Genomic DNA, 13030 nt, shown 5'->3' with positions numbered 1-13030 from the left:
GTTCCGGGTGAAATTCGACGGCGACATGGCCCTTGGCCACAGACGTCCATTCTAAGCCGCCCGGCCCTGGAGCACGCGAATACCCGCTGGAGGGTTTTCGGCGAGCGCTGGCGATGCCCGCACAACGCACAACGCTCGACGCTCAACCGAGCGCCGACGCCACCAGCCAGCGCTTGACGAGCGGCTGCGCGCCGACGAACGCCATGCCCGTGTTGCGCAGCGCGCGCGCGAGCGTGCCTGGCATCGAAAAGAGCCGCTGCAGGCCATCGGTGGCGATCACGAGCTTCTGGATGTCCTCGCGGCGGCCGCGCTCATAGCGGCGCAGCAGCACGAGGTCGCCGAGGTCGCGAAACGCTTCTTTTTGCGCGATGACGTCGACGAGCGCCGCCACGTCGCGCAGCCCCAGGTTCACGCCCTGGCCCGCGAGCGGGTGAATCAGGTGCGCGGCGTCGCCGACCAGAGCGACACGCGGCGCGACCAGGCGGTCGACGGTCTGCAAGGCGAGCGGGAAGCCGCGCGCGGGCGTCACGCATTCGAGCGCGCCGTGCAGCCGCTGTGTCACGCGTTCGACTTCGGCGGCGAGCTGTTGAGGATCGAGCTTGAGCAGTTCATCGGCATGCTCCGTTTGCGCCGACCAGACCAGCGAGACGTGCTGATCCGGCAGCGGCAGCAGCGCGACAATCTCGCCGTCCCGGAACCATTGGTAAGCGCATTCGCCGTGCGGGCGTTCCGCACGGAAGTTGGCGACCACGCCGGTCTGCCGATAATCGCGCCGCTCGACCTTCGAGCCGATCTGCGCGCGCACCCAGGAATGCGCGCCGTCGGCGCCCACGGCGAGATCGGCCTCGATCGTGCGGCCGCTCGCAAGACCGATCACAGCCGCGTCGGGCGTCACGTCGAGCGTCTGCGCGCGCGAGTCGATCCACGTGATATTGGGCTGGAAATGAAGCGCCGAGTCGAGCGCGCGCTCCACCAGCGACGACTCCGCGATCCACGCGAGCTGCGCCACCGACGCCTGATACGCCGAAAAATGCAGTTCCGCGGCGGCGTCGCCGAACACGCGCATGTCGTAGACCGGCGTGAGGCGCGCGGCATCGACCGCCTGCCAGACCCGCAGCCGCTCGAACAGCGCATGCGAGCTGCGCGAGAAAGCATAGACGCGCGCATCGAAAACGGCGCCGGCAGGCAGCGGTGCGCATGGCTGCGCGAGCAGCGCCACGCGCAAGCCCCCTTGGGTCAGCGCGAGCGCCGCCGCCTTGCCGACGAGCCCGCCGCCGATCACGGCGACGTCAAAGGTCTGGTTGGTCGAATTCATCCGCGCATTATAGCTGCGGGGGGTAATCTGACAGGGCCGGATGGGCGGCCGATTGCGGCGTGGATTGCGGCGCGGCAAGGGCGCGGTGAGGTGTCGCAGCCCGGCCCGCGCCGGCCGCCCAGGCCCGTCGACGCTTCCCATGCGCGCGCGCCGATCAACGCCCTCGAACGGGTTACAATTGCCACTTTTCGAGCACAAAATCCGTGCGAAATCGCCGCTCTCCCGGCCAGACGCGCACGCTTTGACTCGTCCCCGAATTCACCTTGCGGCTGTCGCGTTCCGGCCCTCGCCGGACAGCAAACACTACGACGGCCAGCCGTAACCAACTGATTCAAAAAAGGTTTCCCATGAGCCTCCAATGCGGCATCGTCGGCCTGCCCAACGTCGGCAAGTCCACCCTGTTCAACGCGCTGACCAAGGCGGGCATCGCGGCTGAAAACTATCCGTTCTGCACGATCGAGCCCAACGTCGGCGTGGTCGAAGTGCCGGATCCGCGCCTGAAGGCGCTCGCCGAGATCGTCAAGCCCGAGCGCGTGGTGCCGTCCGTGGTCGAGTTCGTCGACATCGCGGGTCTCGTCGCCGGCGCGAGCAAGGGCGAAGGCCTCGGCAACCAGTTCCTCGCGAACATCCGCGAAACGGATGCGATTACGCACGTGGTGCGCTGCTTCGAGGATGAAAACGTCATCCACGTCGCGGGCAAGGTCGATCCGATCGCCGACATCGAAGTCATCAACACCGAACTTGCGCTCGCCGACCTCGGCACCGTCGAGAAGGCGCTCACGCGCTACTCGAAGGCCGCCAAGTCGGGCAACGACAAGGAAGCCGCGAAGCTCGTCGCCGTGCTGGAAAAAGTGCGCGCGCAACTCGATCAGGCAAAGCCGGTTCGCGGGCTCGACCTGAACGAAGACGAACAGGCGCTGCTCAAGCCGTTCTGCCTGATCACCGCGAAGAAGACCATGTACGTCGCGAACGTGAAGGACGACGGCTTCGAGAACAACCCGTATCTCGAGGCCGTGCGCAAGCACGCCGAAGCCGAAGGCTCGCCGGTGGTGGCCGTGTGCGCGGCGATCGAAGCGGAAATCGCCGACCTCGACGACGAAGACAAGATCGCCTTCCTCGCCGACATGGGCATGGACGAGCCGGGCCTCGACCGCGTGATCCGCGCGGGCTTCAAGCTGCTCGGCCTGCAAACGTACTTCACGGCGGGCGTGAAGGAAGTGCGCGCGTGGACGATTCATGTGGGCGATACCGCGCCGCAGGCGGCCGGCGTGATCCACACCGACTTCGAGCGCGGCTTCATCCGCGCGCAGACGATCGCGTTCAACGACTTCATCCAGTACAAGGGCGAAACCGGCGCGAAGGAAGCCGGCAAGATGCGCGCCGAAGGCAAGGAATATGTCGTGCACGACGGCGACGTGATGAACTTCCTGTTCAACGTTTAAGCGCCGTTCAGGCACCACGCCCTTTTCCCCGTTTCCAAAGACACTCTCATGGCCCAATACGTTTTCACCATGAACCGGGTCGGCAAGATCGTGCCGCCCAAACGCCAGATCCTGAAGGACATCTCGCTGTCGTTCTTCCCGGGCGCGAAGATCGGCCTGCTCGGCCTGAACGGCTCGGGCAAGTCCACGCTCATCAAGATCATGGCCGGCGTCGACAAGGACATAGAAGGCGAAGCCACGCCGATGCCCAACCTCAACATCGGCTATCTGCCGCAAGAGCCGCAGCTCGATCCGGAAAAGACCGTGCGCGAAGCGGTCGAAGAAGGTCTGGGCGACGTGTTCAACGCGCAGAAGAAGCTCGACGAAATCTACGCCGCCTATGCGGAGCCGGACGCCGACTTCGACGCACTGGCTGCCGAGCAGGCCAAGTACGAGGCGATCCTCGCGACCACCGACGGCAGCGCGGAACAGCAGATCGAAATCGCCGCTGATGCACTGCGCCTGCCGGCATGGGACGCGAAGATCGGCAATCTCTCGGGCGGTGAAAAGCGCCGCGTCGCGCTGTGCAAGCTGCTGCTCGAAAAGCCCGACATGCTGCTGCTCGACGAGCCGACCAACCACCTCGACGCCGAATCGGTCGAGTGGCTCGAGCAGTTCCTCACGCGCTTCCCGGGCACCGTCGTGGCCGTGACCCACGACCGCTACTTCCTCGACAACGCCGCCGAGTGGATTCTCGAACTCGACCGTGGCCACGGCATTCCCTGGAAGGGTAACTACTCGAGCTGGCTCGACCAGAAGGAAGAGCGCCTGAAGCAGGAAGAAGCGTCGGAATCGGCGCGCCAGAAGGCCATCAAGAAGGAACTGGAGTGGGTGCGCCAGAACCCGAAGGGCCGCCAGGCGAAGTCGAAGGCGCGTATCGCGCGCTTCGAGGAACTGTCGAGCGCGGATTACCAGAAGCGCAACGAGACGCAGGAAATCTTCATTCCTGCGGGCGAGCGTCTGGGCAACGAGGTCATCGAGTTCAAGAACGTCAGCAAGTCTTACGGCGACCGTCTGCTGATCGACGATCTGAGCTTCAAGATTCCGGCGGGCGCGATCGTCGGCATCATTGGGCCGAACGGCGCCGGCAAGTCGACGCTGTTCCGCATGCTCACGGGCAAGGAGCAGCCGGATTCGGGCGAAATCGTGCAAGGCCCGACGGTCAAGCTCGCGTACGTGGACCAGAGCCGCGACGCGCTGGCCGCCAACAAGACCGTGTTCGAGGAAATCTCGGGTGGCGCGGATGTGCTGACGGTGGGCAAGTACGAAACGCCGTCCCGCGCGTACATCGGCCGCTTCAACTTCAAGGGCGGCGATCAGCAGAAGATCGTCGGCAATCTCTCGGGTGGCGAGCGCGGCCGTCTGCACCTCGCGAAGACGCTGATCTCGGGCGGCAACGTGCTGCTGCTCGACGAGCCGTCGAACGACCTCGACGTCGAAACGCTGCGCGCGCTCGAAGACGCCTTGCTCGAATTCGCGGGCTCGGTGATGGTGATCTCGCACGATCGCTGGTTCCTCGACCGTATCGCCACGCACATCCTCGCGTTCGAAGGCGACTCGCAGGTCACGTTCTTCGACGGCAACTACCAGGAGTACGAGGCCGACAAGATCAAGCGCCTCGGCGAGGAAGCGGCGCGTCCGAAGCGTCTGCGCTACAAGCCGATCAGCCGCTAAGCAGGCTTGGGCGGCGCGAGTACTGCGTCGCCGCCCTTCTGGATACGCAAACGGCAGCCCGTGAGCTGCCGTTTTTATTGGAGCGCGCGCAGGCAGCAGCCTCAATCAAACCGGCAGGCCGAGTTCGCGCAGCTTCGCATCGGTGGTCACGCTGCTGATGTGATGCACGCCGTGCCAGCCAAGCGCGGTGGCGGCGTCGATGTTGTGCGCATTGTCGTCGATGAAAACGAGCTCGCCGGCCGTCACGCCCGGCAACTGCGCCTCGATGCGGCGGAACATCTCACGGAAGATCGCCGGGTCGGGCTTCACCAGCTTCACGCGCCCCGAGACAACGATATCGCGGCAGCGCCGCAGGATGCCGAAGCGCTCCCATGCCCACGGAAACGTCTCCGCCGACCAGTTCGTGAGCCCGAAGATCGGTACGTTGGCCGCTTCCAGGCGCTCGAAGGTCGCCACGCCGCCTTCGAGCAGCCCACCGATCATCTCGTGCCAGCGCTCGTAGAACGCGCGAATGAGCGCTTCGTGCTCGGGGAACCGGGCCACCAGTTCCTCGGTGCCCGCGGCGATCGGCTCGCCGCCGTCCTGGCGCACCACCCAGTCCATCGCGCAAACGTGGGTGAGAAACCAGCGGCGTTCGTCGTCGTCGGGAATCAGCTTGCGGTACAGATACTCGGGGCTCCAGTCCACCAGCACCCCGCCGAAGTCGAACACCACTGCCTTGATCGCCATGCCTTTGCGCTCCGCCCTGAGTTTCGTTTAACGATCGATCAGATCGGCTGCGTGCGTTTTTCGAGCCACGCGAGTGCGTCGCCCGAAACATGCGGCGCGATGCGCACGCGCACGGTCTCGTGATACGCGTTGAGCCACTCGCGCTCGTCTTCACGCAGGATCGCGAGATCAATGCAGCGCGTGTCGATCGGGCACAGCGTGAGCGTCTCGAACTTCAGGAAATCGCCGAATTCGGTGGTCCCCGCGCTCTGATTCAAGACGAGGTTCTCGATGCGCACACCCCACTTGCCAGGCCGGTAGAGGCCCGGCTCGACCGAAGTGATCATGCCCTCCTCCATCGCGGTCCACGGCTCGGCGGGCGCGTAGTGCGAGATGACCTGCGGGCCTTCGTGCACGTTCAGGAAATAGCCCACGCCGTGGCCCGTGCCGTGGCCGTAGTCGGCACCCGCTTCCCAGATTGGCGCGCGCGCGATCGCGTCGAGCATCGGCGAGCGGATGCCGCGCGGAAACTGCGCGCGCGAGAGCGCCATCGTGCCCTTGAGAACGATCGTGAAGTCGCGCTTTTGCTCGGCGCTCGGCGTGCCGATGGGCACCACGCGCGTGATGTCGGTCGTGCCGTCAAGGTACTGCCCGCCCGAGTCGATCAGGAGCAGGCCGTTGCCTTCGATCACGCTGTGCGAATCAGGCGTGGCGCGGTAGTGCGGCATCGCCCCGTTCGCGTTGAATCCCGCGATCGTGGCGAACGAGAGCGAAACGAAGCCCGGCCGGCGTTGGCGCGCGGCGGTGAGCTTTTCGTCGATGGTGAGCTCGGTGATGGTCTCGCGGCCCAGCGCCGCTTCGAACCAGGCGAAGAATTCGGCGAGCGCGGCGCCGTCCTGCTCCATCGTCGCGCGCACGTGCTCCGCTTCGACAGCGGTCTTGCGCGACTTGAAGAACGTGCTCGGGTTGATCGCCTCCACGCGCTTCACTGCCGAGGACACCGCCTGCAGCAGCCCGAACGTCACGCGGCGCGGGTCGATCAGCAAGGACTCGCCCCCGGGCAGCGCCGCCAGCGCGTCGGCGGCCTGCGCGTAGGGCGCAACGCGCACGTTGTCGCGCGCGAGCGATTGCGCGAGGTCCGCCGGCACCTTGCCATCGGCGACGAACAGCGTCGCCTGATCCGGCCCGATCAGCGCGTGCGCGACGAACACGGGGTTGTAGTTCACGTCGGCGCCGCGCAGGTTGAAGAGCCACGCGAGGTCGTCGAGCGTCGAGATGAAGTGCCACTGCGCGCCCTTCTCCTGCATCGCAGCGCGCACCTGCGCGAGCTTGCCCGAGCGCTGCGCGTCCGCATGCGGCGCGACATGCTCGTAGACCGGTTCGAGCGGCAGCGAGGGACGGCCGCTCCAGACGGCGTCGAGCAGGTCGAGATCGGTGCGCAGCTTCACGCCGCGCGCGTCGAGCGCCTCGGCCAGCGCGCGCGCCGATGCCACGCCAAGCACCGTGCCGTCCACCGCGACCGTGCCGCCTGCCGGCACGGTCTGCGCGAGCCAGTCGATATGCGGCGCGCTCTGCTGGCCGCCGAGCATCTTCATGAGCTGGATGCCCGTGCCCGCGAGCTGCTGCTCGGCCTGCACCCAGTAGCGGCTGTCCACCCACACGCCCGCGAAATCCTTCGTCACGACAAGCGTGCCCACCGAGCCTGTGAAGCCCGAAAGCCATTCGCGCCCCTGCCAGCGGCGCGGCAGGTATTCGGAAAGGTGCGGATCGGCGGACGGCACCAGCGCGGCGTCGACGCCCGTGCTCGCCATCGCGGCGCGCAATGCGGCGATGCGTTCGGGAATCGTGGACGTTTCGGGAAGTCGGGCGTTCATGTTTTTTCACCTGCGAGTAAGAGAAGCGCGCCTCGTGGGAGCGCTCTATTGCGGAGACGGTGGGTAATTCCGGTTGATATTTCGGCTTGGTACGACCTTCGTGCTTCGTTATCGACGGGTTAGCGACCGATGAGCGACAGGTTAGCGCCGCGCGCGCAGCGCGACCAACCCAGCAACGAGGACAAGCGCGCCAGCCGTGCAAACCGGCCATTCGATCAGTTCGCCATCGTAGAAGAGACCGGTGGCGCGACCTGCCGCCTTCGCCAGCGCAGCGCCCGCGAGCGCCGCCGCGACGGCGAGTGCGAGTCCGCCGCCCGCGGGCCCGGACGCCCGCCGCAGCGGATGGAAAAACCATCCCGCGAAGCCGACGACAAGACCGAGTACGACTATGCCTGCCCAACCCATCAGCGCCCAGTCCTAAGAATTTTCAGAAGAGTCCGATAGGACAGTGACGACGCGCCGGATAGCATTCTCGTGCCTCATTAACAACGGTATTTTTACTGGAAACGGTCGACTCGGCGCTTCCCGCGTAGCGGTTGAGTGTAGGGGGCGGGGTGGCGCAAGGCAAGCGCACCCAGCCCTCAGCGGCTGGACTCCCCTATGCGAATTGCACTTGTCGAACCCGACGCGCGCCAGGCCGAAATCATCGAGCGATTGCTCATTGCAGGCGGCCATGCGTGCCGGCATTTCTCCCAAAGCGCCCCGCTTGTCGAAGCGCTCGAAGACGACGCCTTCGATCTGCTGATGGCCGCATCCTGGTGCGGCGACCTCGGCGGCGACGAACTCATCCCGCGCGCGCGCCGTATGCTGCCGGGCCTGCCGGCCATCGTGCTGATGGCTTCTCCGCACGAAAGCGAAATCGTCGCGAGCCTGCAAGCGGGCGCCGACGACTGCATCGCCAAACCCGTGCGCGGCCCCGAGATGCTTGCGCGCATCGACGCCTTGCTGCGTCGTGCGGGCGTGCGCCGTCCGCGCAATCGCGCGCGCCACGGCTTCGGCGACTATCTGTTCGACTCCGCGCGCTACGAGGTGTCGTTCAAGGGCCAGACCGTCACGCTCACGCCGAAGGAGTTCCGCTTCGCGCTGCTGCTCTTCACCAATGCATCGCGCCCCGTTTCTCGGGCACGGATTCTCGAAACCGTCTGGAATCTGAACCGCGACGTACGGTCGCGCACGCTCGATACCCATGCATCACGGTTGCGCAGCAAATTGCAGCTCGGACCCGAGCACGGCTGGCGTCTGACAACGTTGTATGGTTACGGCTACCAGCTTGAGCGGTTACCTATAACAAACGAGGAGGACGCTGACATTGCCGACGCGAATGTCAGAAGCTCGGAAAAGTTATAATATCCGGCTAAATCTTCGCCCCACGGTATGCAGCTTCTAACGATCGGAATCAATCACCACACCGCGCCCGTCGCCTTGCGCGAACGCGTGGCGTTTCCGCTCGAACAGATCAAGCCAGCCCTCGCGATGTTCAAGGATGCGTGGTCCGGCGGGCGGCGCAGCCTGAATGCGCCCGAAGCCGCCATCCTCTCCACCTGCAACCGCACGGAACTCTATTGCGCGACCGACGCGCAAAGCTCGCGCGATTCCGCAGTGGAATGGCTCTCGCACTACCACGGCATCCGCACCGAGGAACTCGCGCCCCACGTCTACACGCTGCCGCAGTCCGAGGCCGTGCGGCATGCGTTCCGCGTGGCGTCGGGGCTCGACTCGATGGTGCTCGGCGAAACACAGATCGTCGGCCAGATGAAGACTGCGGTGCGCACCGCCACCGAGGCCGGCGCGCTCGGCACCTATTTGAACCAGCTGTTCCAGCGCACCTTCGCGGTGGCCAAGGAAGTGCGCAGCACGACCGAAATCGGCGCGCAGTCGGTTTCGCTCGCCGCCGCCGCCGTGCGACTTGCGCAGCGCATCTTCGACAAGATCGCCAACCAGCGCGTGCTCTTCATCGGCGCGGGCGAGATGATCGAACTGTGCGCCGCGCACTTCGCCGCGCAGCAGCCGCGCGAACTCGTGGTGGCGAACCGCACCGCCGAACGCGGCCGCACAGTCGCCGAACGCTTCGGCGGCCATGCGATTCCGCTCTCCGACCTGCCCTCGCGCATGCACGAGTTCGACATCATCGTCTCGTGCACGGCGTCCACGCTGCCGATCATCGGCCTGGGCGCCGTCGAGCGCGCCGTGAAGGCGCGCCGCCATCGGCCGATCTTCATGGTCGACCTCGCGGTGCCGCGCGACATCGAACCCGAAGTCGGCGAGCTCGAAGACGTGTTCCTCTATACCGTCGACGACCTCGGCACGATCGTGCGTGAAGGCAACGCCTCGCGCCAGGCTGCCGTGGCGCAGGCCGAGACCATCATCGAAACGCGCGTCGCGAACTTCATGCAGTGGCTCGACACGCGCAGCATCGTGCCGGTCATCCGCCACATGCATACCCAGGCCGACGCCCTGCGCCGCGCCGAACTCGAGCGCGCGCGCAAGCTGCTCGCGCGCGGCGACGACCCTGCGGCTGTGCTCGAAGCGCTGTCCCAGTCGCTGACCAACAAGCTGATTCACGGCCCGACGCACGCGCTCAACACGTCGAGCGGCGAAAACCGCGATTCGCTCATCGAACTGTTGAGCGGCTTCTACCGCCACGGCCAGCCCGCCAAAGGCGGCGACGCGGCGTCATCGTCCGAAGCAACGGATTCGGACGCGTCGGAAGATTCCTCCGGCCGTTAGCGGCTCTCGCCGCCCGCCGCGCCTTGGCACGTGCAACCTGAAACCTGGGTTCCCAGCCCGCCGCCCCTTTCCCGCAGTCCTTTCCGGAGCCCGCTCCGCACCGCCCGATGAAAACGAGCATGCAATCGAAGCTCGACCAGCTGACTACCCGCCTGGCCGAGCTGAACGACCTGTTGAGCCGCCCTGACGTGACGTCGAACCGCGACCAGTACCGCAAGCTCACACGCGAGCACGCGGAATTGGGGCCGGTGGTCGAACATTACGCCCAGTGGCGGGCGGCGCTCGCCGACGAAGCGGCAGCAAAAGAACTGCTCGCCGATGCGTCGATGCGCGACTTCGCCGAAGATGAAGTGAAAGCCGCACGCGAGCGCATGGCCCGGTTGCAGCACGAGCTGCAGATGATGCTGCTGCCCAAGGACCCCAACGACGACCGCAACGTGTTCCTCGAAATCCGCGCAGGCACGGGCGGCGACGAGTCGGCGCTGTTCGCGGGCGACCTGCTGCGCATGTACCTGCGCTACGCGGAACGCAACCGCTGGCAGATCGAGATGATGTCCGCGAGCGAGTCGGACCTCGGCGGCTACAAGGAAGTGATCGTGCGCATCGCGGGCGAGGCCGCGTATTCGAAGCTCAAATTCGAGTCGGGCGGCCATCGCGTGCAGCGCGTGCCGGCCACCGAAACGCAGGGCCGCATCCATACCTCGGCGTGCACGGTCGCGGTGATGCCCGAAGCCGACGAGATCGGCGAGGTCGAGATCAATCCCGCCGATCTGCGCATCGACACGTTCCGCGCCTCGGGCGCGGGCGGTCAGCACATTAACAAGACCGATTCGGCCGTGCGCGTGACGCACTTGCCGACCGGCATCGTGGTCGAGTGCCAGGACGACCGCTCGCAGCACAAGAACAAGGACCGCGCGCTCAAGGTGCTCGCGGCGCGCATCAAGGACAAGCAGTACCAGGAGCAGCACGCGAAGGAAGCGGCCACGCGCAAGAGCCTCGTGGGCTCGGGCGACCGCTCGGAGCGCATCCGCACCTACAACTTCCCGCAAGGACGTCTCACCGATCACCGCATCAACCTGACGCTCTATCGCCTCGAAGCGATCATGGACGGCGATCTCGACGAGCTGATCGGCGCGCTGGTTTCCGAGCATCAGGCCGAGCAGCTGGCCTCGCTCGGCGACGCCGATTGAGCGCAACCCAGCACGACCCGAACGTGAGCGAACCGATAGCCACCGCCGATACCCTGCTGCGCGCCTCGCCGTTACCCGCGCTCGAGGCGCGCGTCCTGCTCATGCACGTGCTCGGCTGGCGCCGCACCGAGCTGATCACGCGCGGCGACCATCCCCTCGAAGCCGCCCGAATCGACGCTTATCGCGCCCTCGAAGCGCGCCGCGTGCAGGGCGAGCCCATCGCGCAACTCGTGGGCGCGCGCGAGTTCTACGGGCTCGACTTCGACGTCACGCCCGACGTGCTGATTCCGCGCCCCGAAACTGAGCTGCTCGTGGAAACGGCCCTGGCCGCCATGGAGGGTCGCGCGCAGCCGCGTGTGCTCGATCTGGGCACGGGCAGCGGCGCCATCGCGGTGGCCATCGCCTCGGCGCGGCCCGACGCGCGCGTGTGGGCCGTCGACCGCTCGCAGGCCGCGCTCGAAGTGGCCGCACGCAACGCCGCGAAGCTGCTCGACGCCAGGCGCCCCGGCGGCGCGCTCAGCTTCGTGGCCGCCAGCTGGTACGACGCGCTCGATCCCGCGTTGCGCTTCGACGTCATCGTGAGCAATCCGCCCTATATCGCGAGCGGCGACCCGCATCTCGCGCAAGGCGATCTGCGCTTCGAGCCGCGCGGCGCCCTCACCGACGGAGCCGACGGCCTCACGGCGCTGCGCGCGATCGTCGCCGGCGCTCCGGCGTACCTCGCGCCGGGCGGCGCGCTCTGGATGGAGCACGGCTACGACCAGGCGGCTGCAGTACGTGCGTTGCTCGACGCGCAACATTTCGCCGATGTCCGCTCCAAAACGGATCTGGCCGGCATCGAACGCATCAGCGGCGGCCGCCTGGTGAACTAGCCGCTCCGCCAGGGCATGCCCGGCCCGCGCAGGCGAAATCCGCTATCATTTCGTTCTGCACTCATTGTTTTCAGCATCCATTTATCCCAAGGTCAGACATGGACACCCAACAGCGCATCAAGCAGATCGTCGACGAAAACGCCGTCGTCCTTTTCATGAAGGGCAACGCGCAGTTTCCGATGTGCGGTTTCTCCGGCCGCGCAGTGCAGATCCTGAAAGCCTGCGGCGTCGAGCAGTTCAAGACCGTCAACGTGCTCGAGGACGACGAAGTCCGCCAGGGCATTAAGGAATTCTCGAACTGGCCGACCATTCCGCAGCTTTATGTGAAGGGCGAATTCATCGGCGGTTCGGACATCATGATGGAGATGTACCAGAACGGCGAACTGCAGCAATTGTTCACCGCGGCGTAAAGCAATTTGAAGCGAAGCGGCGCGGCTCACGCCCGCCGCCTTCGCTTTGCCCCCGCCTTCGCGTTTTCTCGCGCCCCGCCTTTCGTGAACCCCACGCCTGTTCCGTCTATCGCCCCGCCCTCCCGCCGCCTGATCATCGCGATCACGGGCGCCACGGGCGCGATCTATGGCGTGCGCATGCTCGACACGCTGCGCCGCCTTGGCGGCGTGCAAACGCATCTGCTGATCTCGTCGGCCGGCTGGCTCAACATCCAGCACGAGCTGCAGCTCACGAAAGACGACCTCCACGCTCGCGCCGATGTCGTGCATTCGGTGCGCGACGTGGGCGCCACGATTGCCTCGGGCTCGTTCGCGACCGACGGCATGATCGTCGCGCCGTGCTCGATGAAGACGCTCGCGAGCATCGCGCACGGCCTCTCCGATAATCTGATCGCCCGCGCGGCCGACGTTACGCTCAAGGAGCGCCGCCGCCTCGTGCTGCTCGTGCGCGAGACGCCGCTCAATCTCGCGCATCTGCGCAACATGACCGCCGTGACCGAGATGGGCGGCGTGATCTTTCCGCCGCTGCCGGCGTTCTACAACCAGCCCGCCAGCATCGACGAAATGGTCGATCACACGGTCGCGCGCGTGCTCGATCTGTTCGCGCTGGGCCCCGCGCTCTCGCCCGCCTGGCCCGGCTTGCGCGGCGCCGCGGACTGACTTTCGCTCAGCCCGTCGATTATCAACATCGACGACACAATCAAATCCCTTTCACCCCGTTTAATTCGCACGGGTTGAGG

At 66.1% G+C, this 13030-nt stretch carries 12 protein-coding genes; 8 read left to right on the top strand and 4 right to left on the bottom strand.

Features of this window, described 5'->3' with window-relative positions; all coding sequences use genetic code 11:
- Positions 1 to 142 precede the first annotated feature (142 nt).
- Entirely contained in the window at positions 143 to 1315 is a 1173-nt protein-coding gene (locus NH14_RS30290) for a UbiH/UbiF family hydroxylase (protein ID WP_035531557.1), read from the bottom strand.
- A 347-nt stretch (positions 1316 to 1662) separates the two neighbouring features.
- Between NH14_RS30290 and ychF the strand changes: the two genes are divergently transcribed.
- Both ychF and ettA read left to right on the top strand, forming a co-directional pair.
- Positions 1663 to 2757: a redox-regulated ATPase YchF gene (ychF, locus tag NH14_RS30285; protein WP_035531559.1), complete on the top strand. Its 1095-nt coding sequence runs from the start codon at positions 1663 to 1665 to the stop codon at positions 2755 to 2757.
- 48 nt (positions 2758 to 2805) lie between these two features.
- On the top strand, positions 2806 to 4470 hold the full coding sequence (gene ettA / locus NH14_RS30280) for an energy-dependent translational throttle protein EttA (protein ID WP_035531562.1): 1665 nt from the start codon (positions 2806 to 2808) through the stop codon (positions 4468 to 4470).
- Between the two features lie 105 nt (positions 4471 to 4575).
- Here the strand turns inward: ettA and NH14_RS30275 are convergent, their stop codons facing one another.
- From NH14_RS30275 to NH14_RS30265, 3 genes are all read right to left on the bottom strand, one after another.
- Positions 4576 to 5199 (bottom strand): HAD family hydrolase, encoded by a 624-nt coding sequence (locus tag NH14_RS30275; RefSeq protein WP_035531564.1) that lies wholly within the window; start codon positions 5197 to 5199, stop codon positions 4576 to 4578.
- A 38-nt stretch (positions 5200 to 5237) separates the two neighbouring features.
- On the bottom strand, positions 5238 to 7052 hold the full coding sequence (locus tag NH14_RS30270; protein WP_035531567.1) for an aminopeptidase P family protein: 1815 nt from the start codon (positions 7050 to 7052) through the stop codon (positions 5238 to 5240).
- A gap of 141 nt (positions 7053 to 7193) precedes the next feature.
- Complete coding sequence (locus tag NH14_RS30265; RefSeq protein ID WP_035531570.1) at positions 7194 to 7457, bottom strand: hypothetical protein; 264 nt, start codon at positions 7455 to 7457, stop codon at positions 7194 to 7196.
- Between the two features lie 195 nt (positions 7458 to 7652).
- Here NH14_RS30265 and NH14_RS30260 point away from each other — a divergent pair, with 195 nt between their 5' ends.
- The 6 genes from NH14_RS30260 to NH14_RS30235 all read left to right on the top strand — a co-directional run bounded on the left by NH14_RS30260 (position 7653) and on the right by NH14_RS30235 (position 12950).
- On the top strand, positions 7653 to 8399 hold the full coding sequence (locus tag NH14_RS30260) for a response regulator transcription factor (RefSeq protein ID WP_052148389.1): 747 nt from the start codon (positions 7653 to 7655) through the stop codon (positions 8397 to 8399).
- 27 nt (positions 8400 to 8426) lie between these two features.
- Positions 8427 to 9779 carry a glutamyl-tRNA reductase gene (gene hemA / locus NH14_RS30255; protein ID WP_052148390.1) on the top strand — a complete coding sequence of 451 codons (1353 nt, stop codon included), beginning with the start codon at positions 8427 to 8429 and terminating at the stop codon, positions 9777 to 9779.
- A 107-nt stretch (positions 9780 to 9886) separates the two neighbouring features.
- Entirely contained in the window at positions 9887 to 10969 is a 1083-nt protein-coding gene (prfA, locus tag NH14_RS30250; RefSeq protein WP_035531573.1) for a peptide chain release factor 1, read from the top strand.
- Positions 10970 to 10992: 23 nt separating this feature from the next.
- A complete protein-coding gene (gene prmC, locus NH14_RS30245) occupies positions 10993 to 11841 on the top strand; it encodes a peptide chain release factor N(5)-glutamine methyltransferase (protein ID WP_084225822.1) in 849 nt (282 codons plus the stop codon).
- A gap of 98 nt (positions 11842 to 11939) precedes the next feature.
- On the top strand, positions 11940 to 12251 hold the full coding sequence (gene grxD, locus NH14_RS30240) for a Grx4 family monothiol glutaredoxin (RefSeq protein ID WP_035531579.1): 312 nt from the start codon (positions 11940 to 11942) through the stop codon (positions 12249 to 12251).
- 84 nt (positions 12252 to 12335) lie between these two features.
- A complete protein-coding gene (locus NH14_RS30235; RefSeq protein WP_276511630.1) occupies positions 12336 to 12950 on the top strand; it encodes a UbiX family flavin prenyltransferase in 615 nt (204 codons plus the stop codon).
- Positions 12951 to 13030 lie beyond the last annotated feature (80 nt).

Origin of the sequence: Paraburkholderia sacchari, from assembly GCF_000785435.2 — a bacterium.
GTDB lineage: Bacteria > Pseudomonadota > Gammaproteobacteria > Burkholderiales > Burkholderiaceae > Paraburkholderia > Paraburkholderia sacchari.
The sequence above is the reverse complement of the archived record's forward strand: the minus strand, read 5'-3'. Positions and strand labels throughout refer to the sequence as shown.

Coding starts and splice junctions, on each gene's coding strand:
- NH14_RS30290 (WP_035531557.1), bottom strand. CDS start 1,315: ATGAATTCGACCAACCAGACCTTTGACGTCGCCGTGATCGGCGGCGGG.
- ychF (WP_035531559.1), top strand. CDS start 1,663: ATGAGCCTCCAATGCGGCATCGTCGGCCTGCCCAACGTCGGCAAGTCC.
- ettA (WP_035531562.1), top strand. CDS start 2,806: ATGGCCCAATACGTTTTCACCATGAACCGGGTCGGCAAGATCGTGCCG.
- NH14_RS30275 (WP_035531564.1), bottom strand. CDS start 5,199: ATGGCGATCAAGGCAGTGGTGTTCGACTTCGGCGGGGTGCTGGTGGAC.
- NH14_RS30270 (WP_035531567.1), bottom strand. CDS start 7,052: ATGAACGCCCGACTTCCCGAAACGTCCACGATTCCCGAACGCATCGCC.
- NH14_RS30265 (WP_035531570.1), bottom strand. CDS start 7,457: ATGGGTTGGGCAGGCATAGTCGTACTCGGTCTTGTCGTCGGCTTCGCG.
- NH14_RS30260 (WP_052148389.1), top strand. CDS start 7,653: ATGCGAATTGCACTTGTCGAACCCGACGCGCGCCAGGCCGAAATCATC.
- hemA (WP_052148390.1), top strand. CDS start 8,427: ATGCAGCTTCTAACGATCGGAATCAATCACCACACCGCGCCCGTCGCC.
- prfA (WP_035531573.1), top strand. CDS start 9,887: ATGAAAACGAGCATGCAATCGAAGCTCGACCAGCTGACTACCCGCCTG.
- grxD (WP_035531579.1), top strand. CDS start 11,940: ATGGACACCCAACAGCGCATCAAGCAGATCGTCGACGAAAACGCCGTC.